General features: G+C 67.8%; 33 protein-coding genes. 31 read left to right on the top strand and 2 right to left on the bottom strand.

Annotated elements, in window-relative coordinates; translation table 11 throughout:
* Nucleotides 1-224 (bottom strand): hypothetical protein (locus G6018_RS03795; protein WP_182638785.1); only part of this gene is annotated, 224 nt, incomplete at its 3' end.
* Nucleotides 225-770: 546 nt separating this feature from the next.
* Here G6018_RS03795 and rpsJ point away from each other — a divergent pair.
* The 31 genes from rpsJ to rplQ all read left to right on the top strand — a co-directional run bounded on the left by rpsJ (nt 771) and on the right by rplQ (nt 20166).
* Nucleotides 771-1076, top strand: a complete 306-nt coding sequence (gene rpsJ, locus G6018_RS03790; protein WP_003938093.1) for a 30S ribosomal protein S10 — start codon at nt 771-773, stop codon at nt 1074-1076.
* A gap of 52 nt (nt 1077-1128) precedes the next feature.
* Complete coding sequence (gene rplC / locus G6018_RS03785) at nt 1129-1794, top strand: 50S ribosomal protein L3 (protein WP_179525925.1); 666 nt, start codon at nt 1129-1131, stop codon at nt 1792-1794.
* On the top strand, nt 1791-2489 hold the full coding sequence (gene rplD / locus G6018_RS03780) for a 50S ribosomal protein L4 (RefSeq protein ID WP_182609299.1): 699 nt from the start codon (nt 1791-1793) through the stop codon (nt 2487-2489). Before rplC ends, rplD begins: the two co-directional genes overlap by 4 nt.
* Nucleotides 2486-2788, top strand: a complete 303-nt coding sequence (gene rplW / locus G6018_RS03775; RefSeq protein WP_179525923.1) for a 50S ribosomal protein L23 — start codon at nt 2486-2488, stop codon at nt 2786-2788. Before rplD ends, rplW begins: the two co-directional genes overlap by 4 nt.
* Before the next feature lie 31 nt (nt 2789-2819).
* A complete protein-coding gene (rplB, locus tag G6018_RS03770; RefSeq protein WP_107757059.1) occupies nt 2820-3656 on the top strand; it encodes a 50S ribosomal protein L2 in 837 nt (278 codons plus the stop codon).
* A 14-nt stretch (nt 3657-3670) separates the two neighbouring features.
* Complete coding sequence (gene rpsS / locus G6018_RS03765) at nt 3671-3952, top strand: 30S ribosomal protein S19 (RefSeq protein WP_017838195.1); 282 nt, start codon at nt 3671-3673, stop codon at nt 3950-3952.
* Nucleotides 3949-4389, top strand: coding sequence for a 50S ribosomal protein L22 (gene rplV / locus G6018_RS03760; protein WP_179525922.1), 441 nt, complete (start codon nt 3949-3951; stop codon nt 4387-4389). Before rpsS ends, rplV begins: the two co-directional genes overlap by 4 nt.
* On the top strand, nt 4390-5223 hold the full coding sequence (gene rpsC, locus G6018_RS03755; RefSeq protein ID WP_179525921.1) for a 30S ribosomal protein S3: 834 nt from the start codon (nt 4390-4392) through the stop codon (nt 5221-5223). It abuts the gene before it with no gap.
* Nucleotides 5224-5225: 2 nt separating this feature from the next.
* Nucleotides 5226-5642, top strand: coding sequence for a 50S ribosomal protein L16 (rplP, locus tag G6018_RS03750; RefSeq protein WP_017838198.1), 417 nt, complete (start codon nt 5226-5228; stop codon nt 5640-5642).
* Nucleotides 5642-5872 carry a 50S ribosomal protein L29 gene (rpmC, locus tag G6018_RS03745; RefSeq protein ID WP_017838199.1) on the top strand — a complete coding sequence of 77 codons (231 nt, stop codon included), beginning with the start codon at nt 5642-5644 and terminating at the stop codon, nt 5870-5872. Before rplP ends, rpmC begins: the two co-directional genes overlap by 1 nt.
* Nucleotides 5873-5889: 17 nt before the next feature.
* Nucleotides 5890-6165, top strand: coding sequence for a 30S ribosomal protein S17 (gene rpsQ, locus G6018_RS03740; protein ID WP_179525920.1), 276 nt, complete (start codon nt 5890-5892; stop codon nt 6163-6165).
* A gap of 679 nt (nt 6166-6844) precedes the next feature.
* On the top strand, nt 6845-7801 hold the full coding sequence (locus G6018_RS03735; RefSeq protein ID WP_347237784.1) for an alpha/beta hydrolase-fold protein: 957 nt from the start codon (nt 6845-6847) through the stop codon (nt 7799-7801).
* A 146-nt stretch (nt 7802-7947) separates the two neighbouring features.
* A complete protein-coding gene (gene rplN, locus G6018_RS03730) occupies nt 7948-8316 on the top strand; it encodes a 50S ribosomal protein L14 (RefSeq protein ID WP_095717592.1) in 369 nt (122 codons plus the stop codon).
* 1 nt (nt 8317) lies between these two features.
* Nucleotides 8318-8632, top strand: coding sequence for a 50S ribosomal protein L24 (gene rplX, locus G6018_RS03725; RefSeq protein WP_182609297.1), 315 nt, complete (start codon nt 8318-8320; stop codon nt 8630-8632).
* 2 nt (nt 8633-8634) lie between these two features.
* Nucleotides 8635-9207, top strand: a complete 573-nt coding sequence (gene rplE / locus G6018_RS03720; RefSeq protein ID WP_179525918.1) for a 50S ribosomal protein L5 — start codon at nt 8635-8637, stop codon at nt 9205-9207.
* Nucleotides 9208-9480: 273 nt separating this feature from the next.
* A complete protein-coding gene (gene rpsH / locus G6018_RS03715) occupies nt 9481-9879 on the top strand; it encodes a 30S ribosomal protein S8 (protein WP_179525917.1) in 399 nt (132 codons plus the stop codon).
* Nucleotides 9880-9890: 11 nt separating this feature from the next.
* Complete coding sequence (rplF, locus tag G6018_RS03710; protein ID WP_182638781.1) at nt 9891-10427, top strand: 50S ribosomal protein L6; 537 nt, start codon at nt 9891-9893, stop codon at nt 10425-10427.
* 2 nt (nt 10428-10429) lie between these two features.
* Nucleotides 10430-10825, top strand: coding sequence for a 50S ribosomal protein L18 (rplR, locus tag G6018_RS03705; protein WP_241730653.1), 396 nt, complete (start codon nt 10430-10432; stop codon nt 10823-10825).
* Between the two features lie 43 nt (nt 10826-10868).
* Nucleotides 10869-11537, top strand: a complete 669-nt coding sequence (rpsE, locus tag G6018_RS03700; RefSeq protein WP_182616011.1) for a 30S ribosomal protein S5 — start codon at nt 10869-10871, stop codon at nt 11535-11537.
* Between the two features lie 3 nt (nt 11538-11540).
* Nucleotides 11541-11723, top strand: coding sequence for a 50S ribosomal protein L30 (gene rpmD / locus G6018_RS03695; protein ID WP_017838209.1), 183 nt, complete (start codon nt 11541-11543; stop codon nt 11721-11723).
* A gap of 2 nt (nt 11724-11725) precedes the next feature.
* Nucleotides 11726-12175 (top strand): 50S ribosomal protein L15, encoded by a 450-nt coding sequence (rplO, locus tag G6018_RS03690; protein ID WP_179525914.1) that lies wholly within the window; start codon nt 11726-11728, stop codon nt 12173-12175.
* A gap of 205 nt (nt 12176-12380) precedes the next feature.
* Nucleotides 12381-13703, top strand: coding sequence for a preprotein translocase subunit SecY (gene secY, locus G6018_RS03685; RefSeq protein WP_179525913.1), 1323 nt, complete (start codon nt 12381-12383; stop codon nt 13701-13703).
* Nucleotides 13704-13753: 50 nt separating this feature from the next.
* Nucleotides 13754-14299, top strand: coding sequence for an adenylate kinase (locus G6018_RS03680; protein ID WP_179525912.1), 546 nt, complete (start codon nt 13754-13756; stop codon nt 14297-14299).
* Nucleotides 14300-14305: 6 nt separating this feature from the next.
* A complete protein-coding gene (gene map, locus G6018_RS03675) occupies nt 14306-15109 on the top strand; it encodes a type I methionyl aminopeptidase (RefSeq protein ID WP_182609293.1) in 804 nt (267 codons plus the stop codon).
* A gap of 87 nt (nt 15110-15196) precedes the next feature.
* Nucleotides 15197-16477 (top strand): lipase family protein, encoded by a 1281-nt coding sequence (locus tag G6018_RS03670; protein WP_187700450.1) that lies wholly within the window; start codon nt 15197-15199, stop codon nt 16475-16477.
* Between the two features lie 113 nt (nt 16478-16590).
* The gene (gene infA / locus G6018_RS03665; protein ID WP_010541191.1) at nt 16591-16812 is read left to right on the top strand and encodes a translation initiation factor IF-1; all 222 of its coding nucleotides are present in this window, start codon (nt 16591-16593) and stop codon (nt 16810-16812) included.
* A 169-nt stretch (nt 16813-16981) separates the two neighbouring features.
* A complete protein-coding gene (gene rpsM / locus G6018_RS03660) occupies nt 16982-17350 on the top strand; it encodes a 30S ribosomal protein S13 (RefSeq protein ID WP_179525910.1) in 369 nt (122 codons plus the stop codon).
* Nucleotides 17350-17757 (top strand): 30S ribosomal protein S11, encoded by a 408-nt coding sequence (gene rpsK, locus G6018_RS03655; RefSeq protein WP_017838216.1) that lies wholly within the window; start codon nt 17350-17352, stop codon nt 17755-17757. Before rpsM ends, rpsK begins: the two co-directional genes overlap by 1 nt.
* Before the next feature lie 22 nt (nt 17758-17779).
* Nucleotides 17780-18385, top strand: a complete 606-nt coding sequence (gene rpsD / locus G6018_RS03650) for a 30S ribosomal protein S4 (RefSeq protein ID WP_179525909.1) — start codon at nt 17780-17782, stop codon at nt 18383-18385.
* Nucleotides 18386-18491: 106 nt separating this feature from the next.
* Nucleotides 18492-19526, top strand: coding sequence for a DNA-directed RNA polymerase subunit alpha (locus tag G6018_RS03645; protein ID WP_067716627.1), 1035 nt, complete (start codon nt 18492-18494; stop codon nt 19524-19526).
* A 34-nt stretch (nt 19527-19560) separates the two neighbouring features.
* Nucleotides 19561-20166, top strand: a complete 606-nt coding sequence (gene rplQ / locus G6018_RS03640; protein WP_179525908.1) for a 50S ribosomal protein L17 — start codon at nt 19561-19563, stop codon at nt 20164-20166.
* A 109-nt stretch (nt 20167-20275) separates the two neighbouring features.
* Here rplQ and G6018_RS03635 read toward each other — a convergent pair.
* A partial coding sequence (locus G6018_RS03635; protein ID WP_182638779.1) for an SGNH/GDSL hydrolase family protein occupies nt 20276-21064 on the bottom strand: 789 nt, incomplete at its 5' end.

Genomic DNA, 21064 nt, shown 5'->3' with positions numbered 1-21064 from the left:
GCCATCCCGGCCAGAGCGGTCACGGCCACCGCGGCGACCTGCTCGGCGGTCGCGGCGTGTTCCGGGCGGCGGGGCCCGCCGACCCCGTGTCTGCGGTCGACCTCCTCGAGCGCGCGGAGCATCTCGTCCGGGTCACCGCCCTTGTCCGGGTGGTGGCGCAGGACGGCTTGGCGACGATCCCGCTTGTAGGCGGCGGGGTCGCGTGGTTCGCGTCGGCTGTTCACGTGGGGCTCTCCTGGGTGACGAGGCGCATGGGCGCTTATGGCTCGACGCTACCGAAGTCGCGGCACGCGGGCGCGGCATCCCCGACCCGTCGGCCCCGGCGATTTTGATCCCGTGGGGTGCGTGCGGCATACTGGTCGAGTTGCCCGGACAAGGCGGCGAACTCGTGTGGCCCCCGGGCCCCGCGATCGCCGGGTTGGTCGGGCGAGCACGACCGGGGCGGGTGAGCGATCACCCGCCGGAAAAGTGGGAGGGCGACACGCCCGACCGCGTGGACGCGTCGTGACACATCAACAGCGGCAGCGGATCGGTTCCGCCGTCACCCTCGCCCCGCGGGAGTGCGGCACTCCGTCCTCTGGAGGGCTCGTGGTCGTGTCACGTTCGTGAGCGCGCGACGGCGGTCCTCCACGACGAAGCACCGATGCATGTGACCGGGTGGTAGACGGTCAGACGGTGTCACGTATGACAAGCGAACACAGAAGTGTCCCCCGCGCAGCGAGGGCGCTCACGACAGCCGCCTTCAGGGGCGGGGGGAGAATGAGGACGAAGTGGCGGGACAAAAGATCCGCATCAGGCTGAAGGCCTATGACCACGAGGCCATCGACGCCTCGGCGCGCAAGATCGTCGAGACGGTCACCCGTACGGGAGCTCGTGTCGTCGGCCCGGTGCCGTTGCCGACCGAGAAGAACGTGTACTGCGTCATCCGCTCGCCGCACAAGTACAAGGACTCGCGCGAGCACTTCGAGATGCGCACCCACAAGCGGTTGATCGACATCCTCGACCCCACGCCCAAGACCGTGGACGCGCTCATGCGCATCGACCTGCCTGCCAGCGTCGACGTCAACATCCAGTGACCTCCGACCGAGCAGCGGTCAGCAAGCAACGTGCAGCGGAGACAGTGAACAGATGAGTACTACCGAGATCAAGGGAATCCTGGGCGCGAAGCTCGGCATGACCCAGGTCTTCGACGAGAACAACCGGGTCGTCCCGGTTACCGTCATCAAGGCCGGGCCGTGTGTAGTCACCGGGATCCGTACAGAGCAGACCGACGGCTACAACGCCGTCCAGATCGCGTTCGGCGCGATCGACCCCCGTAAGGTCACCAAGCCCGTCACGGGCCAGTTCTCCAAGGCGGGTGTGACCCCGCGTCGCCACCTGGCGGAGATCCGGCTGGACAACGCGGAGCAGGCCGCAGCCTTCGAGCTGGGCCAGGAGCTCGGCGCGGATGTGTTCTCCGACGGCGCTTTCGTCGACGTCACCGGAACCTCCAAGGGCAAGGGCTTCGCCGGCACCATGAAGCGTCACGGCTTCCACGGACAGGGCGCCTCACACGGCACCCAGGCCGTGCACCGCCGGCCCGGTTCCATCGGTGGCGCATCCACCCCGGGCCGCGTGTTCCGGGGCAAGAAGATGGCCGGCCGCATGGGCAACGAGCGCGTGACCACCATGAACCTCAAGGTCCACAAGGTCGATGCCGAAGCCGGCGTCCTCCTGATCAAGGGCGCCATCCCGGGCCGCAACGGCGGCCTCGTGATGGTCCGATCCGCAGTGAAGGGCGGTGCGCGCGCATGACCACGACGGAGAACACCGTGAATCTCAAGCTTGACGTCCGTACCCCGGCCGGTTCGGCCGACGGGTCGGTCGAGCTGCCCGCCGCGATCTTCGGCGTCGAGCCCAACCTGGCGCTGATGCACCAGGTCGTCGTGGCTCAGCTCGCCGCGGCGCGGCAGGGCACGCACTCGACCAAGACCCGCGGCGAGGTCCGTGGCGGTGGCCGCAAGCCGTTCCGCCAGAAGGGCACCGGCCGCGCCCGCCAGGGCTCGACCCGCGCCCCCGCCTACACCGGCGGTGGCACGGTCCACGGTCCGAAGCCGCGCGACTACTCGCAGCGCACCCCCAAGAAGATGAAGGCCGCCGCCCTCCGCGGTGCCCTGTCCGACCGGGCCGCCAGCGATCGTATCCACGTGGTCACCGAGCTCGTCGAGGGTCAGACCCCGTCGACGGCGGGCGTGCGGGACTTCCTCGGAAGCCTGTCCGGTCGCAAGAAGTTCCTGCTCGTCGTCGGCCGCGAGGACGTCGCCGCGTGGCGCTCGGTGGGCAACCTGGACCACGTCCATCCCATCGCTCCGGATCAGCTCAACACCTACGACGTGCTGCGTGCAGACGACGTCGTGTTCACGGTGGAGGCACTGGACGCGTTCGTCTCGCAGGCCAGCAAGCGTGCCGCAGGCACGGATAACACCGCCGCGAAGGAGGCCGACAAGTGAGCACCGTCGCCGATCCCCGGGACGTGATCCTCGCCCCCGTCGTCTCCGAGAAGGCCTATGGCCTGCTCGAGCAGGGCGTGTACACGTTCCTGGTCGCACCGGACGCCAACAAGACGCAGATCAAGATCGCCCTCCAGGAGATCTTCGGCGTCACGGTGGAGTCCGTCAACACCGCCAACCGTCAGGGCAAGCGTAAGCGCACCCGCACCGGGTTCGGACAGCGCAAGAGCACCAAGCGCGCCATCGTGACCCTTGCGGCCGACAGCAAGCCCATCGAGATCCCGGGTCTGACCGCCTGACGGCGGGAAGAGTTAAGGACGAGAGAACCTCATGGCTATCCGCAAGTACAAGCCCACGACGCCCGGCCGTCGCGGCTCGAGCGTCTCGGACTTCGCCGAGATCACCCGCTCGACGCCCGAGAAGTCGCTGCTTCGCCCACTACACAAGACCGGTGGCCGTAACGGTCACGGTCGGATCACCACCCGTCACAAGGGCGGTGGCCACAAGCGCCAGTACCGTGTCATCGACTTCCGTCGTAATGACAAGGACGGCGTCGACGCCACCGTCGCCCACATCGAGTACGACCCCAACCGCACCGCCAACATCGCCCTCCTGCACTACGCGGACGGCGAGAAGCGGTACATCCTGGCCCCGCGGAACCTCAAGCAGGGCATGAAGGTCGAGTCGGGTGTCGGTTCCGATATCAAGGTCGGCAACAACCTGCCGCTCCGCAACATCCCCGCAGGTACCGTCGTGCACGCCGTGGAGCTCCGTCCCGGGGGCGGTGCCAAGATGGCACGCGCCGCCGGTGCCGGGATCCAGCTGCTCGGCAAGGAGGGCGCGTACGCCTCACTCCGCATGCCGTCCGGCGAGATCCGCCGGGTCGACGTCCGCTGTCGCGCGACGATCGGCGAGGTCGGCAACGCCGAGCAGGGGAACATCAACTGGGGTAAGGCCGGCCGCATGCGCTGGAAGGGCGTCCGCCCGACCGTCCGCGGTGTGGTCATGAACCCCGTCGACCACCCGCACGGTGGTGGCGAGGGTAAGACGTCCGGTGGACGTCACCCCGTCAGCCCGTGGGGCCAGCCCGAGGGCCGGACCCGCAAGCCCAACAAGGCGAGCGACAAGATGATTGTCCGTCGCCGTCGCACCGGTAAGAAGCGTTAAGGAGGGAAACTAGGATGCCTCGTAGTCTCAAGAAGGGTCCGTTCGTCGACGAGCACCTCCTCGCGAAGGTGGACGCGCAGAACGACAAGGGTACTCATCAGGTCATCAAGACCTGGTCGCGTCGCTCGACGATCCTGCCCGATTTCATCGGCCACACGTTCGCCGTCCATGATGGCCGCAAGCATGTGCCCGTGTTCGTGTCCGACTCCATGGTGGGTCACAAGCTCGGCGAGTTCGCGCCGACGCGCACGTTCAAGGGGCACATCAAGGACGATCGGAAGAGTAAGCGCCGATGAGCACTGATACCAGCAAGACCGCCGAAGGCACGGTGCAGGACGAGCAGCAGCTCTCCGCCCGGGCCACCGCCAAGTTCGTCCGCGTCACGCCCATGAAGGCGCGTCGTGTGATCGACCTGATCCGGGGCAAGGACGCCTCCGACGCGTTGGACATCCTGCGGTTCGCCCCGCAGGCCGCCAGCGAGCCGGTGGGCAAGGTCCTCGCGTCCGCCATCGCGAACGCCGAGAACAACCTCGACCTGGATCCCCGGACCCTGGTCGTGTCGGCTGCGTTCGCCGACGAGGGCCCGACCCTGAAGCGGTTCCGTCCGCGTGCCCAGGGTCGTGCGTTCCGAGTGCGTAAGCGCACGAGCCACATCACCGTCGAGGTGACCAGCGTGCCCGAGAAGGCCGGTTCCACCGGCCGGGGTCGTCGTAACCAGGGAGGTGCCCGCTAAATGGGACAGAAGATCCAGCCGCACGGCTTCCGTCTCGGCATCACCTCGGACTGGACGTCCAAGTGGTACGCCGACAAGCAGTACGCGGACTACGTCGCCGAGGACATCAAGATCCGTCAGCTCCTGTCCAAGGGCATGGAGCGGGCCGGCATCTCGGGCGTGGACATCTCCCGTACCCGCGACCGCGTCAACGTCGACATCCACACCGCCCGGCCGGGCATCGTGATCGGTCGTCGTGGCGCCGAGGCCGACCGTCTCCGCGGCGAGCTCGAGAAGCTCACCGCGAAGCAGGTCCACCTCAACATCCTCGAGATCAAGAACACCGAGGCCGACGCCCAGCTCGTGGCCCAGGGCATCGCGGAGCAGCTCTCCAACCGCGTGGCGTTCCGCCGCGCGATGCGTAAGGGCATCCAGTCCGCGATGCGTCAGCCGCAGGTCAAGGGCATCAAGGTGGTCTGCTCGGGTCGTCTCGGCGGTGCCGAGATGTCGCGATCGGAGCGCTACCACGAGGGTCGCGTCCCGCTTCACACCCTGCGTGCCGAGATCGACTACGGCACCTACGAGGCCAAGACGACCTTCGGTCGCATCGGCGTCAAGGTGTGGATCTACAAGGGTGACGTGGTCGGCGGTCGTCGCGAGTCCGATCAGTACGCCCAGTCCAGCAACCGCGGCGGTGCCGACCGAGGACCGCGCCGCGAGCGTGGCGCAGGCCGGCCGCGTCGTTCCGGCGCCCAGGGCACCACGGCCACCAGCACCGAGACCGGCCGCGCCGGTTCCGGTCCGGCTGCCGAGGCCCCCGCCCAGGCTCCGCAGAATCAGACCAGGGAGGCGTGACAGTGCTTATCCCCAAGCGCGTCAAGCACCGCAAGCAGCACCACCCCGGCCGTAGCGGCGGGGCCAAGGGCGGCACCAAGGTGACGTTCGGTGAGTACGGCATCCAGGCTCTCGAGCCGGCGTACGTCACCAACCGTCAGATCGAGTCCGCGCGTATCGCGATCAACCGCCACATCAAGCGTGGCGGCAAGGTGTGGATCAACATCTACCCCGATCGCCCCTTGACCAAGAAGCCCGCCGAGGTCCGCATGGGTTCCGGTAAGGGATCCGTCGAGTGGTGGGTCGCGAACGTCAAGCCGGGTCGCATCCTCTTCGAGATGTCGTACCCGAACGAGGAGACCGCACGCGAGGCGCTGCGCCGCGCGCAGCACAAGCTCCCGTGCAAGACCCGTATCGTGACCCGGGAGGAGCAGTTCTGATGGCTAGTGGAACCACCGCCCCCGAGTTGCGTGAACTCGACGCCGATGCGCTCACCGCGCGTCTTCGTGAGGCCAAGGAGGAGCTGTTCAACCTGCGCTTCCAGATGGCCACCGGTCAGCTGACCAACAACCGTCGCCTGCGCGTCGTCCGTCACGACATCGCACGCATCTACACCGTCATCCGCGAGCGCGAGCTCGGGTTGTCGGCGGCGCCGGGTGATGCCAAGTGAGTGACAAGGAAGCAGCCGTGACTGAGGCCAGCGAGAACACCGAGCGCAACAGCCGCAAGGTGCGGATCGGGTACGTCGTGTCCGACAAGATGGACAAGACCATCGTCGTCGAACTCGAGGACCGCGTGAAGCACCCGCTCTACGGCAAGATCATGCGCCGTACCGAGCGTGTGAAGGCACACGACGAGACCAACGACGCCGGTGTCGGCGACCGCGTGCGGATCATGGAGACCCGCCCGCTGTCCGCCACCAAGCGCTACCGCGTCGTCGAGGTCCTGGAGCGCGCGAAGTAAGGGAGTCGCTCCACTCCACTGCCGGCCCGGCCCCGAGTTCTCGGGGCCGGGCCGTCGGCGTATGAGGAAGATGTAACACTTTCCTCGTCTTGATACGACAAGTCAGTATTGTGTCATCGGCTACCGAGCCGGAGTTCACCCTGCGGCCCGGGGCGTCAGTTCCCGTGGGCCGCATCGCGCACGAGGACAGGATCGGGATATGACGAGACGGCCGGATATCGATCGGGACGGAACTGGTCGGGACGGGTTCGACGGACGCCGTACCGGCGCGCACGGGGATGGGCACGGGGGAGTGCGTCGTCGCACCTCCGCCGCCCTCCGTGCGACGAGCGTGGCCGCGGCGGCCATGGTCATCGGGGCCGGTGCAGGGGCTGCGGGTGCGCAGAGCCTTGACCCCGGATCCCTGGTGCCGAGCGTTGCACCGGGCAGTCTGCTCGGGGTTCCGTCACTGAGCGTCGCCGCCCTTACGCAGTTGGGCGCTCCCATCCCGCTGACCTCCGTTCTCGGGTCCGTGGCCGCCGCGGGCTCGGGTGATTTCGCCCGCCCCGGTAGCTCCGCGCCATCGTCCAGGCCGATCGCCACGCGCGATTCGACGATCACCGAGAACACGGTCCGGGAGGTGCGGCCCATGTTCCCGGGTTCGCTGAACCCGGACGATGCCCGGGCAGAGGTCTGGACCGTGACGTCGAAGACGATGCAGCGGACCGTCCGCGTCGAGGTGTATCGCGCACCCGCCGGGGTCGACGCCCCCAACGTCTACTTCCTGGACGGCGTCGGGAGTGAGTCGCCCTCGGGGTGGAGCGGTGGGATGGGCTGGGGTGACCCGGCCCTTCGCGAACGTGAGGTCAACGTAATCGCACCGACAGGCGCGCCGTCCTCGATGTGGTCGGACTGGCTTACCGATGATCCGGTTCTCGGGCCGAACAACTGGGAGACTTTCCTTACCGAGGAGCTTCCGGAACTGCTGGTGAACGGACTGTCGGGGATCGTCGAGCCCCCGGCGCACAACGGGGACTGGGGTGTACTCGGCGTATCGATGGGGGCGGCGTCGGCGTTGCACCTCGCCAACACCAATCCCCAGATGTTCAGCGGGGTCGGTGGGGTGTCGGGTGCCTACTCGACGACAGACGAGCTCGGCTACCAGTACTCGCGGCTGACGGTCGCCGCGCGGAACGGCGACGCCACCAACATGTGGGGCCCGCGTGGATCGGCGGCCTGGCAGGCGCACGACACCGTCGCCGACCCGTCAGGCCTGGAGGGTATGGCCGTCTATCTCAGTGCGGCCACCGGGCGGGTCGGCTCCGCGGAGCTCGGCAATTTCGGAAGCAACGAACTCGTTCTCATCGACGGGCATATCCTCGAGAAGGGCTCCTACGAGAGCACCAGGAATCTGGAATCCGCCCTTGCCTCCGTCCCCGACGTGCGACTCCGGATGAACTACATGCCGACCGGTATCCACAACTGGCCCGTTTTCGTGACCCAGATGTTGCCCGGGATGGACCACATCCTGACCGGTCTGGAGCCCGCCGTGCCCAACGGCCGGACGACGACCGGGGGAGCGGGGGAGGCACCCGGCGCGGGAGGATCGGCCGGCTCGCTCGGTTCGGCCGGCTCGTCCGGATCCGCCGGGAGCTGACGGGCGATTTGGGGCTCGGGCGCCGGGACCCCTACACTGGAACAGTTGCCCGTGGTAGCCGCGTCGCGAGACCGGTGCGGGTGACGTGGCCGCGTGTGTCGGGTCGGAATCCGGCACACATCTGAACAAGCCTGGTCAGGAGAACCATGATCCAGCAGGAGTCGCGACTCAAGATCGCCGACAACACGGGTGCCAAGGAGATTCTCTGCATCCGCGTTCTCGGCGGATCCAAGCGTCGCTACGCAGGCGTGGGCGACATCATCGTCGCCACCGTCAAGGACGCCATCCCCGGTGGCAACGTCAAGAAGGGTGAGGTCGTCAAGGCCGTCATCGTGCGCACCGCCAAGGAGCGCCGTCGCCCGGACGGCTCGTACATCAAGTTCGACGAGAACGCCGCCGTCATCATCAAGAACGACAACGACCCGCGTGGTACCCGTATCTTCGGGCCCGTCGGTCGCGAACTGCGCGACAAGAAGTTCATGCGCATCGTCTCGCTGGCTCCGGAGGTGCTCTGACATGAGGGTCCACAAGGGCGACACGGTGCTCGTCATCGCCGGCAAGGACAAGGGCGCCAAGGGCAAGGTCATCCAGGCCTTCCCCGCGCAGGAGAAGGTCCTCGTCGAGGGCGTGAACCGCATCAAGAAGCACACCGCCAACTCGGCTGCCGAGCGTGGCGCCTCCTCCGGTGGCATCGTCACGCAGGAGGCCCCGATCCACGTGTCCAACGTGATGGTCGTGGACGCGGACGGCGCCCCGTCGCGCGTCGGAATCCGCACCGACGAGAACGGTAAGCGCGTCCGGGTCTCGCGCAAGACCGGGAAGGACCTGTGACCATGACCGAAACCGCACTTCCCACCGGGTACACGCCGCGTCTCAAGGCGCGGTACAGCGCCGAGATCAAGCCGGCCCTGAACGAGACGTTCGAGTACGCGAACGTCATGCAGATCCCGGGCGTCGTCAAGGTCGTCGTCAACATGGGTGTCGGTGACGCCGCCCGTGACGCCAAGCTGATCAACGGCGCCATCACCGACCTCACGCTGATCACCGGCCAGAAGCCGCAGATCCGCCGGGCCCGCAAGTCCATCGCGCAGTTCAAGCTCCGCGAGGGGATGCCGATCGGCGCGCGTGTGACGCTGCGCGGTGACCGCATGTGGGAGTTCCTCGATCGTCTGACGACGATCGCCCTCCCGCGAATCCGCGACTTCCGTGGCCTCTCGGGCAAGCAGTTCGACGGTCACGGCAACTACACCTTCGGGCTCAACGAGCAGACCATGTTCTACGAGATCGACGTGGACAAGGTCGACCGCCCCCGCGGCATGGACATCACGGTCGTCACGACCGCGACGAACGACGAAGAGGGTCGGGCGCTGCTCAAGCACCTCGGCTTCCCCTTCAAGGAGGACTGACCTCACGGGTCAGGGCCGGACCGGCCGTCCGCGCCGGGGCACCGCATCAGCGGGTCCCCGGCGACGGGCAGACGGCCCAGCCGTCGGGTCGCGGGTGGCGAGAAGAGCGCCACGCGCGGCGGGTCCCCCGCAGATCGTCAGACGATCGGCGGGCCCCACACAACAGAACATTCGAACTCTTCGTGATAGGCCCACGACGGACACGGCCGGCCCACAGGTCGACCGCACCCGTGCTGCATGGGAACCGTGACGAGAAAGGAACATGGTAAATCCATGTCGATGACCGACCCCATCGCGGACATGTTGACGCGTGTGCGTAACGCCAACTCGGCGTACCACGACACCGTCTCCATGCCGCATTCCAAGATCAAGGGCAACATCGCGGCGATCCTCAAGCAAGAGGGTTACATCACCGACTACGCCGTCGAGGACGCCGAGGTGGGCAAGAAGCTCACCATCGACCTCAAGTACGGCCCGTCGCGCCAGCGCAGCCTGCAGGGCATCAAGCGAGTCTCCAAGCCGGGTCTCCGCGTGTACGCCAAGTCCACCGGCCTGCCCAAGGTCCTCGGCGGACTGGGTATCGCGATCATCTCGACCTCCCAGGGTCTGCTCACGGACCGTCAGGCGAACTACAAGAAGGTGGGCGGGGAAGTCCTCGCCTACGTCTGGTAAGGGGGCGAGAAATGTCACGAATCGGCAAGGCTCCGATCACCGTTCCGTCCGGCGTCGACATCAAGGTCGACGGCCAGACCATCACCGTCAAGGGTCCCAAGGGTGAGCTCACCCAGGAACTCCCCGCACCGATCACGGTGTCGGTCGAGGAGGGCACCATCACGGTGAACCGTCCCGACGACCACCGGGACAACCGGTCGCTGCACGGCCTCTCCCGCTCCCTGGTCAACAACATGGTCGTGGGCGTCACCGAGGGTTACGTGCAGAAGATGGAGATCTTCGGCGTGGGTTACCGCGTCGTCGCCAAGGGCACGGACCTCGAGTTCGCCCTCGGCTACTCGCACCCCGTGCCGATCGCGGCACCCGACGGCATCACGTTCGCCGTCGAGGGCGCCACGAAGTTCTCGATCTCCGGGATCGACAAGCAGCAGGTGGGCCAGATCGCCGCCAACATCAAGCGGCTGCGGAAGCACGACCCGTACAAGGGCAAGGGCATCCGTTACGAGGGCGAGCAGGTCCGTCGCAAGGTCGGAAAGACGGGTAAGTGACCATGAGCAGCACAAAGAAGCGTTCCCCGCTGGGTACCGACGTCTCGACAGCACGTCGTGTCGGCCGTACCCGGCGCCACTACCGCCTCCGCAAGAAGGTCGCCGGTACCCCCGAGCGCCCGCGGTTGGTCGTCAACCGGTCCTCGCGCCACATCCACGCCCAGATCATCGACGACCTGGCCGGCCGCACGCTGGCCGCCGCGTCGACGATCGAGGCCGATGTCCGCACTCTCGAGGGCGACAAGAAGGACCGCAGCGCGAAGGTCGGCCAGCTCCTGGCCGAGCGCGCCAAGGCCGCCGGCATCGATGCCGTCGTGTTCGACCGTGGTGGCAACAAGTACCACGGCCGGATCGCGTCCCTGGCCGACGCCGCCCGCGAGGGTGGGCTGGAGTTCTGATGACCAAGACCACTGCACTGACCCTTAACGGAAGGACCGTCTGATGCCGGGACGTCAGCGTCGTGACGGCGGAAGCACCGGGCCCGCCGCGGACAACAAGACCACCACCAACGACAACGCCCAGGGCGGCCGCAGCGGCGGCGGCGGGGGCCGTGGCCGTGGCGGAAACGATCGTCGCGGTGGCCGCGACGACGAGAAGTCACAGTTCATCGAGCGTGTCGTCACCATCAACCGCGTCTCCAAGGTCGTCAAGGGCGGTCGGCGATTCAGCTTCACCGCCCTCGTGATCCTGGGGGACGGCAACGGCATGGTCGGCGTCGGCTACGGCAAGGCCAAGGAGGTGCCGGCGGCGATCCAGAAGGGGTCGGAGGAGGCCCGGAAGAACTTCTTCCGCGTCCCGCTCATCGGCTCCACCATCCCGCACCCGATCCAGGGTGAGGCGGCCGCGGGCGTCGTCATGCTCCGTCCGGCCTCGCCGGGTACCGGTGTGATCGCGGGCGGCGCGGCGCGTGCCGTGCTCGAGTGCGCCGGCGTGCACGACATCCTGTGCAAGTCGCTGGGGTCGGACAACGCCATCAACGTCGTCCACGCCACGGTGACCGCGCTCAAGGGTCTCCATCGTCCCGAGGAGGTCGCGGCCCGCCGTGGTCTGCCCATCGAGGACGTCGCACCCGCGGGCATGCTCCGCGCACGTGCCGGACAGGGGGCGTAGATCATGGCCAACCTCAAGATCACCCAGGTCCGCGGCACTGTCGGGACCAAGCAGAACCAGAAGGACTCCCTGCGGACGTTGGGACTCAAGGGCATCCGGAAGACGGTCGTCCGTGAGGACAACGCTCAGACCCGGGGTCTCATCAACGTCGTGAACCACCTCGTCGTGGTCGAAGAGACGGAGTGAGCATGACCATCAAGTTGCATCACCTGCGCCCGGCACCCGGCGCCCACACCGACAAGATCCGCGTGGGTCGCGGTGAGGGCGGCAAGCGGGGCAAGACCGCCGGTCGCGGTACCAAGGGAACCAAGGCACGCAAGAACGTCCCCGCGGCGTTCGAGGGTGGCCAGATGCCGATCCACATGCGTCTTCCGAAGCTCAAGGGCTTCAAGAACCGCAACAAGGTCGTCTTCCAGGTCGTCAACGTGTCCGACATCCAGCGGTTGTTCCCCTCCGGTGGGCAGGTCGGCGTCGCCGAGCTCGTCGCCGCGGGGGCCGTCCGCAAGAACCAGCCGGTCAAGGTCCTGGGCGACGGGGACATCTCCGTGGCCGTGACCGTGGCCGTCGACAAGGTGTCCGCGTCGGCCAAGACCAAGATCGAGGCCGCCGGCGGAAGCGTGTCGGAGGCCGGGGCCTGAGTCCCCGACCGGCCCCCGACGGGGCCGGATGACGGGTGCAGGGGTCGGGTCCGAGAGTCTCGGATCCGGCCCCTGCGCTCATCTTGATACAGTTTTTCTTGTTGTGCGTTCGGGGTGCGGCACCACTGCCGTCGGTCTGACCCTCCCGGCGCATCTGCATTCGACGAAGGCGGCGGCTACGGGCCGTCCATGACCAGGAGGACATGTGCTCTCCGCACTCGCGTCCGCGATCAAGGACACGGATCTGAGGAAGAAGATCTTCTTCACCCTCGGGATCATCATCCTCTACCGCATCGGCGCGCAGATCCCGTCGCCCGGTGTCGACTACCCCAAGCTCCGGGGACTCCTCGACACCGCGATGACCGGGGACAACGCGCAGTTGTACTCCCTGGTCAACCTGTTCTCCGGCGGCGCACTCCTGCAGTTGTCCGTGTTCGCGATCGGCATCATGCCGTACATCACGGCGAGCATCATCGTGCAGCTGCTCACCGTGGTGATCCCCTACTTCGAGCAACTCAAGAAGGAGGGGCAGTCCGGTCAGGCCAAGATGACGCAGTACACGCGTTATCTCACCATCGCGCTCGCGGTGCTGCAGTCCGCCGGCATCGTGGCGCTCGCCGACCGGGGTCAGCTGCTCGGCAACGGCGAGTCCGTCCTCATGGACGGCGACATCCTCACCCTGGCCACCATCGTCATCGTGATGACCGCCGGCGCAGCCCTCGTCATGTGGTTCGGTGAGCTCATCACGGACCGCGGGGTCGGCAACGGCATGTCGCTGCTGATCTTCGCCGGCATCGCCTCGCGGATCCCCGCCGAGGGCGTCAACATCTACCAGAACTCCTCGACGCTGAAGTTCGCCGCGGTCATGTTCGCGGTGGTGCTGATCGTGGTCGCCGTCGTGTTCGTCGAGCAGGGCCAGCGCCGCATCCCGGTCCAGTACGCCAAGCGCATGGTCGGCCGTCGTCAGTACGGCGGCACGTCGACCTACCTGCCGCTCAAGGTCAACCAGGCCGGCGTCATCCCCGTGATCTTCGCGTCGTCCATGATGTACGTGCCGATCCTCATCACCCAGCTGATCCAGGGACCCGAGCCCGCCGCGGACGGGTTCTGGCAGCGGTACGTCATGCAGTACCTGCAGAACCCCTCGAGCTGGGGTTACATCCTGCTGTACTTCGCCCTGATCATCTTCTTCGCGTACTTCTACGTGGCCATCCAGTTCGATCCGATGGAGCAGGCCGAGAACATGAAGAAGTACGGCGGCTTCATCCCCGGCATCCGCCCGGGTCGCCCGACGGCCGAGTACCTCGGGTACGTGCTCAACCGCATCCTGTTGTTCGGTTCCCTGTACCTCGGGTTGATCGCGGTGCTGCCCAACGTCTTCCTCGACATGGGTAGCGGGGGTGGAGACATGCAGAACATGCCGTTCGGTGGCACCGCTGTGCTCATCATGGTGTCGGTGGGTCTCGACACCGTGAAGCAGATCGAGGCTCAGCTCATGCAGCGCAACTACGAGGGCTTCCTCAAGTAGTCGCCCGCACCCCCGAGCACATCACACCGAAAGAAAGGCTGGTCCTCACCATGCGTCTCGTCCTCCTCGGCCCCCCCGGCGCCGGTAAGGGAACCCAGGCGGCCCTGCTGTCGGAGAAGCTCGGGATCCCGCACATCTCCACGGGTGACCTCTTCCGGGCCAACATCTCCCAGGGGACGGACCTCGGCAAGGAGGCCAAGTCCTACATCGACGCCGGGAACCTCGTTCCCGCGGACGTCACCAACCGGATGGTCGAGGCGCGTATCGGTGAGCCCGACGCGACCGAGGGGTTCCTGCTCGACGGCTACCCCCGCAGTGTCGAGCAGGCCGACGCGCTCAAGGGCATGCTCGCCGAGGCGGGTCTCGAGCTCGACGCCGTGATCGAGTTCAAGGTCGACGAGGACACCGTGGTCGCGCGGATGCTCGCCCGCGGTCGTGAGGACGACACGGAGGACGTGATCCGCAACCGCATGGCCGTCTACCGGTCCGAGACGGCACCCCTCCTCGAGTACTACGGCGACGATGTCACGACCGTCGACGCCGTGGGCGAGGTCGACGAGATCAACGCACGGGCCCTCGCCGCGCTGGATCGCTGAGCAGTCGTGTTCGGTCGGTCGCGCACGAGCGTGGTGACAGCGCGCACTCCCGGCGAGCTGGACGCGATGGAGGAGGCCGGCCGGATCGTCGGTCGTGCGCTCGTCGCCGCACGCGAGGCGGCGGTTCCGGGCGCGACCACCGCGGATCTCGACTCGCTGGTCGACCAGCTGATCCGGGACGCCGGTGCGGTCCCGTCCTTCAAGGGGTACGAGGGGTTCCCCGGGTCGATCTGCTCGTCCGTCAACGAGGTGGTCGTCCACGGGATCCCGGGACCCACCACCGTCCTGCAGGAGGGCGACCTGGTCTCGGTGGACTGCGGCGCGGTGCTGGACGGGTGGCACGGCGACTCCGCGTGGACCTTCGGCGTGGGCGAGTTGGACCCTCAGGTGGCCCTTCTCAACCAGGCGACGCGGGAGGTGCTCGCGGAGGGCATCCTCGCCATGACCCCCGGTAGCCGCCTGACGGACGTCTCGCACGCCCTGGAGACCGCCACGCGTCGCGCGGAGCAGCGTCTCGGCGTCACCCTCGGGATCGTCGACGGGTTCGGCGGGCACGGCATCGGTCGTGAGATGCACGAGTGGCCGTTCCTCGCCAACGAGGGCAAGCCGGGCAAGGGGCCGCGGCTCCAGGAGGGGTCCGTCCTGGCCGTCGAGCCCATGCTCGTCCTGGGTGGCGAGACCGACACCCGCACCCTGGCCGACGACTGGACGGTCGTCACGGTGGACGGGTCGCCGTCGTCACACTGGGAGCACACGGTCGCCGTCACCGCCGACGGCCCCCGTGTGCTCACCGTTCGGCCCACGGACTGAGCGCGGTCGCGGGGGACCGGTGCCGGGCCCTCCGGGCCTCAGGTTAGAGTGTTCCCACTGTTGACCACCGGCCTGAAAGGTCAGGGCATGCTCGTTCACCCCCACGTGCGCCGAACCACGATCACACCGACGCGCACGGCTGTGGCGGCTGTCCTCACGATGGTGGTGATCCTGGCCCAGATGGCGGGACCGACCCCGTCCGCGGCCGCGCAGTCGCTGATGGAGGGCGGACAGGGGTCCCTGATGGAGGACCCCCAGCCGGCGCCGTTCTATCACGCGGACCCCGCGGTGCTCGCGGCCGCGGGTCTCGGACAGGTGATCAACACCCGGGTCGTGACCATGCCCGCGTTCCTCGGGTACGAGGTGACGGAGATCGCGTACCGGTCGACCGACACCCGGGATCGTCCGATCCTCGCGACCGCGACGGTGGTCCGGCCGCCCCACGCGCGCCCGAACGGCCCCGTCCTGAGCTACCAGCACTACCTGAACGCACTGGGGCAGAGCTGCGCCCCCACCGAGACCCTGGTCAACCCGACCCTCGAGACGGTGCAGGACAACGCGATGGCGTTCCTGCGGGTCCGGCTGGACCAGGGCTGGACGGTGCTCATCCCCGATCATCTCGGTCCCAAGGTCGCCTACCCCGGGGGACAGCTGTCCGCGCGGATCGTGCTGGACGGGATGCGGGCCGTCCGCGACGACCCCCGGTTCGACGCGCGGCACAGCCGGTTCGGGGCGCTGGGGTACTCGGGTGGCGGGATCGCCAGTGCCTGGGTGTCGCTCATGCACGACGACTACGCACCGGACGTCAACCTGGTGGGGGTCGCCCAGGGCGGCATCCCGACGGACATGACGACGATGGCGCGGATGATCGGCAACTGGCCGCACCCCGCGTTCGGGTTGGCCTTCGCCGCCGCCGTGGGGATGGCGCGGGAGTACCCGGAGGACATCCGTCTCGAGGAGAAGCTCACCCCCGAGGGCTGGGCGCTGTTCGAGCGGATGAAGGGCAGGTGCACGGCCTCGCTGCTGGTGTACGGCGCGTTCCGGTCCGTGCCCATGGTCCTCGAGGGGGGAGACCTGCTCGCGGAGGAGGGCCTGATGCGGGCCTTCGCGGAGAACAGCGTGCGCCTGACACCGGACGTCCCCCGGGTGCCGGTGTTCATGTGGCATTCCCGCACCGACCCGCTGGTGCCGTTCTGGGACGCGGAGGAGACCGCCACGCGTTACTGCCGCGAGGGGACCCCGCTCACGTGGGAGCCGGGGTTGGCGCCCGAGCATCTCCTCGGCGCGGTGGAGAAGTTGCCGGCCGCGATGAACTGGCTGCAGCAGCGCTTCGACGGCGTGCCGGCAGGACGCGCCTGCTACGGGTGAGCGCCGATTGGCACTAGAACGACCACTGACGTAGGCTTATACGTCGGTGTGCCCACCAGTGCACCAGAATCCGGTAGACGACATCCGGGGAATCGTGGAGGACCGTAACCAGCATGGCAAAGAAGGACGGAGCCATCGAGGTCGAGGGCCGAGTTGTCGAGCCGTTGCCGAACGCAATGTTCCGCGTCGAGCTCGAGAACGGACACAAGGTCCTCGCGCACATCAGTGGGAAGATGCGGCAGCACTACATCCGCATTCTCCCCGAGGACCGGGTGGTCGTCGAGCTGTCACCGTACGACCTCACCCGCGGTCGGATCGTCTACCGCTACAAGTAAAGCGCTCAACTCCCTGAACCAGCCGCCTCTGAAGTACCTGGTCGAGGCGGGTACCACACCCCTGGATGCGGAGGCCAGGGCCCCGGACGGATGCTCATCGTGAGATGACCATGCGGCATCGGGGACGGTCGGGGAGCAGACCTACCGCACGACGAAAGAGAAACGCCACATGGCACGTCTTGCCGGCGTTGATCTCCCACGTGACAAGCGTATGGAGATCGCGCTCACCTACATTTTCGGCATCGGTCGCACGCGGGCCGTCGAGATCCTCGAGCGGACCGGGGTCAGCCCGGACCTGCGCACCAAGGACCTCACCGACGAGCAGCTGACCGTCCTTCGTGACGACATCGAAGGCAACTACAAGGTCGAGGGTGACCTCCGCCGTGAGATCCAGGGCGATATCCGCCGGAAGATCGAGATCGGCAGTTACCAGGGCATCCGCCACCGCCGGGGTCTCCCCGTCCGCGGTCAGCGGACCAAGACCAACGCCCGCTCCCGCAAGGGCCCGAAGAAGACCGTCGCCGGAAAGAAGAAGTAATGCCCCCCAAGTCACGCGCTGCGGGCCCCAAGAAGACGGGCCGTCGCAGGGAGAAGAAGAACGTCGCTCACGGCCAGGCCCACATCAAGAGCACGTTCAACAACACGATCGTCTCGATCACGGATCCGTCCGGCGCCGTTCTGGCCTGGGCGTCCTCGGGCCACGTCGGTTTCAAGGGCTCGCGCAAGTCGACGCCCTTCGCCGCCCAGCTCGCCGCCGAGAACGCGGCCCGCAAGGCGCAGGAGCACGGCATGAAGAAGGTCGACGTGTTCGTCAAGGGCCCGGGTTCGGGTCGTGAGACCGCCATCCGTTCGCTCCAGGCCGCCGGCCTCGAGGTCGGCACGATCTCCGATGTCACCCCCCAGCCCCACAACGGCTGTCGTCCGCCCAAGCGGCGTCGAGTCTGAGCCGGAAGGAACGTAGAGAACCATGGCACGTTACACCGGCCCCGTCACCCGCAAGTCCCGCCGTCTGGGCGTGGACCTCGTCGGTGGGGACACCGCATTCGAACGTCGGCCCTTCCCGCCCGGCCACCACGGCCGCGCGCGGATCAAGGAGTCCGAGTACCGCACCCAGCTGCAGGAGAAGCAGAAGGCCCGCTTCACCTACGGCGTGATGGAGAAGCAGTTCCGTCGCTACTACGAGGAGGCCAACCGCCGGGGCGGTAAGACCGGCGAGAACCTCCTCCAGATCCTGGAATCGCGTCTGGACAACGTCGTGTACCGCGCGGGTCTCGCGCAGACGCGTCGCCAGGCACGCCAGCTCGTGAGCCACGGTCACTTCCGGGTCAACGACCAGAAGGTGACCATCCCGAGCTACCGGGTGTCGCAGTACGACATCATCGACGTCCGTCCCAAGTCCACCAAGATGGACTGGTACGAGATCGCCACCGAGATGCTCGGCGAGCGTCCCGTCCCGGCGTGGCTGCAGGTCGTCCCCACGACGCTCCGCATCCTCGTGCACCAGCTTCCCGAGCGCGCGCAGATCGATGTGCCGCTGCAGGAGCAGTTGATCGTCGAGCTCTACTCGAAGTGATCTGTCCTCCCCCGTCGCCGGGCGGGCCGCACATCGCGGCCCGCCCGGCGACGGTGGGTTACTACGGCGTCAAATAGCGGACGCCGAGAATCGAAAGAGGTAGCACATGCTCATCTCCCAGCGGCCCACCCTCACCGAGGAGGTCGTCTCCGAGAACCGCTCACGGTTCGTGCTCGAGCCCCTCGAGCCCGGTTTCGGCTACACCATCGGCAACTCCCTGCGTCGCACGCTGCTGTCGTCCATCCCGGGCGCGGCCGTGACCAGCATCCGCATCGAGGGTGTCCTGCACGAGTTCACCACCGTGCCGGGCGTCAAGGAGGATGTCACCGACATCATCCTGAACCTCAAGGGCCTGGTCGTCTCGTCCGTCGAGGACGAGCCGGTCACCATGTACCTCAAGAAGCAGGGCCCGGGAGCCGTCACCGCCGGTGACATCGTCCCGCCGTCCGGCGTCGAGGTGCACAACCCGGACCTGCACATCGCCACTCTCAACGAGAAGGGCCGTCTGGAGATCGAGCTGGTCGTCGAGCGCGGTCGTGGCTACGTCCCCGCGGGGCTCAACAAGGACGCGGGACACGAGATCGGCCGCATCCCGGTCGACTCGATCTACTCGCCCGTCCTCAAGGTCACCTACAAGGTCGAGGCCACCCGTGTGCACCAGCGCACGGACTTCGACCGCCTGGTCCTGGACGTCGAGACCAAGAACTCGATGACCGCCCGTGACGCCCTGGCGTCCGCAGGCAAGACGCTGGTCGAGCTCTTCGGCCTGGCACGTGAGCTCAACGACGAGGCCGAGGGCATCGAGATCGGGCCCAGCCCGGCCGAGGCCGATCACATCGCCGCCTACGGCATGCCGATCGACGACCTGGACCTGTCCGTCCGGTCCTACAACTGCCTCAAGCGCGAGGGTGTCCACACCGTGGGCGAGCTCGTGGCGCGCAGCGAGTCGGACCTGCTAGACATCCGCAACTTCGGTCAGAAGTCGATCGACGAGGTCAAGGTCAAGCTCGTCGAGCTCGGCCTGTCGCTCAAGGATGCGCCCCCCGGGTTCGATCCCGCCTCGGTCGCCGGCTACGACGCCGAGACCGGGACGTGGACCGACGAGGGCGGCGAGGATTACGCCGAGACCGAGCAGCTCTGACGAGCTCTCAGCACACCATTCCTAGGAGAATCTGATGCCCAAGCCCAAGAAGGGCGCCCGCCTCGGCGGATCCCCGGCCCACCAGCGGCTCATCCTGTCGAACCTGGCCACCCAGCTGTTCGAGCACGATGCGATCCGTACCACGGAGACCAAGGCAAAGCTGCTTCGTCCGTACGCGGAGAAGCTCATCACCAAGGCGCGCCGCGGCACGCTGGCCGACCGTCGTGAGGCCGCCAAGCTCGTCCGCAACAAGGACGTCCTGCACAAGCTGTTCGCCGAGATCGGCCCCCGGGTCGCCGACCGCGACGGTGGCTACACCCGGATCGTCAAGCTCGAGAACCGCAAGGGCGACAACGCGCCCATGGCGATGATCGCGCTCGTCACCGAGCCGCTGGCGTCCGCCGAGGCCACGCGCGCCACCCGCGCCGCCGCCTCCAAGAAGTCGGCCGACACCTCGGCCACGGAGTCCACCGACGACGAGACCACCGATGAGGTGACCGCCGAGGCCGAGGCCAACAGCCCGATCGCCGATCAGGTGGAGGCCGCCGACGACGCCGACGTGGACACCGCCGAGGAGACCGCCGACGCGGTGTCCGAGGACACCACCCACGCCACCAGCGAGGACACCGACAAGGCCTGAGTCGCGTCAGGCCCGATCCGTCACGGATCCGGTGTGAGGGCCCCGCCCACCGCGTCACGCGGTCGGCGGGGCCCTCGTCGTCGTCCCGTCGTCGTCTCGGCGGTCCCCGTCAGAGAACCGCGCCCACGGCCTCGGCCATCGCCCGGTGCCCCGCCGCGGTCGGGTGCATGGGATGCGACCCCGTCTCCTCGCCGGTGAAGTCGGTGTAGCGCTCCGTGGCCGGCGTGCAGGCGTGGCGTTCGGCGGCGTCCGCGGGCTGGACCACGTCCGCGCCCGCCCGTGCGGCGGCGTCCGAGACGATCATGTTGATCCGCTCTGTCACGTGCCGTGTCCAGGTGACGTCGCCCGGACTCATCCCGGAGACGAACTCGCAGCCGCCGTCGTCCGGGACCAGCGGGAGGTAGGCGGTGGTGACGATCCGCGCGTCGGGGGAGCGGTCGCGGATGCCGTCGTACACGCCGTCCAGCCGGGCGCCGAGGGCGTCGAGCTGGTCGGTCACGTCCACCTCGAGTCGGTCGCGGCACGGTGCCCCGGTCTCCGCCCGCGGGGTCTGGAGGAAGCACCCGACCATCGCGCCGAACCCGATGTCGTTGCCGCCGATCGACAGGGTCACCAGGTCCGTGTTCGGGGTCAGGGCGTCGAACTGGGCAGGTGCCCCGGCGAGCTGGGGCCCGGTCATGTGGGTGGTCTCCGCGCCGCCACACGTGACGTCGACGAGCTCACCCACGTCCTCGCGCTCGGCGAGCAGCGACGCGTAGTTCGCCGTGGAGCGGAGGCATCGCGCGGGCCCGCTCGTGGGGGCGTCGGTCGGACCCAGGGCGGCGAACGAGTCGCCCAGGGCCACGTAGCGGGCGTAGGTCGGGCCGGCGTCGGGAGCGAGGCCGGTGGCGGCGGTGAG

Source organism: Dietzia sp. DQ11-44, assembly GCF_014145205.1.
Classification (GTDB): Bacteria; Actinomycetota; Actinomycetes; order Mycobacteriales; family Mycobacteriaceae; genus Dietzia; species Dietzia natronolimnaea.
This window is presented reverse-complemented; position numbering and strand designations above follow the sequence as displayed.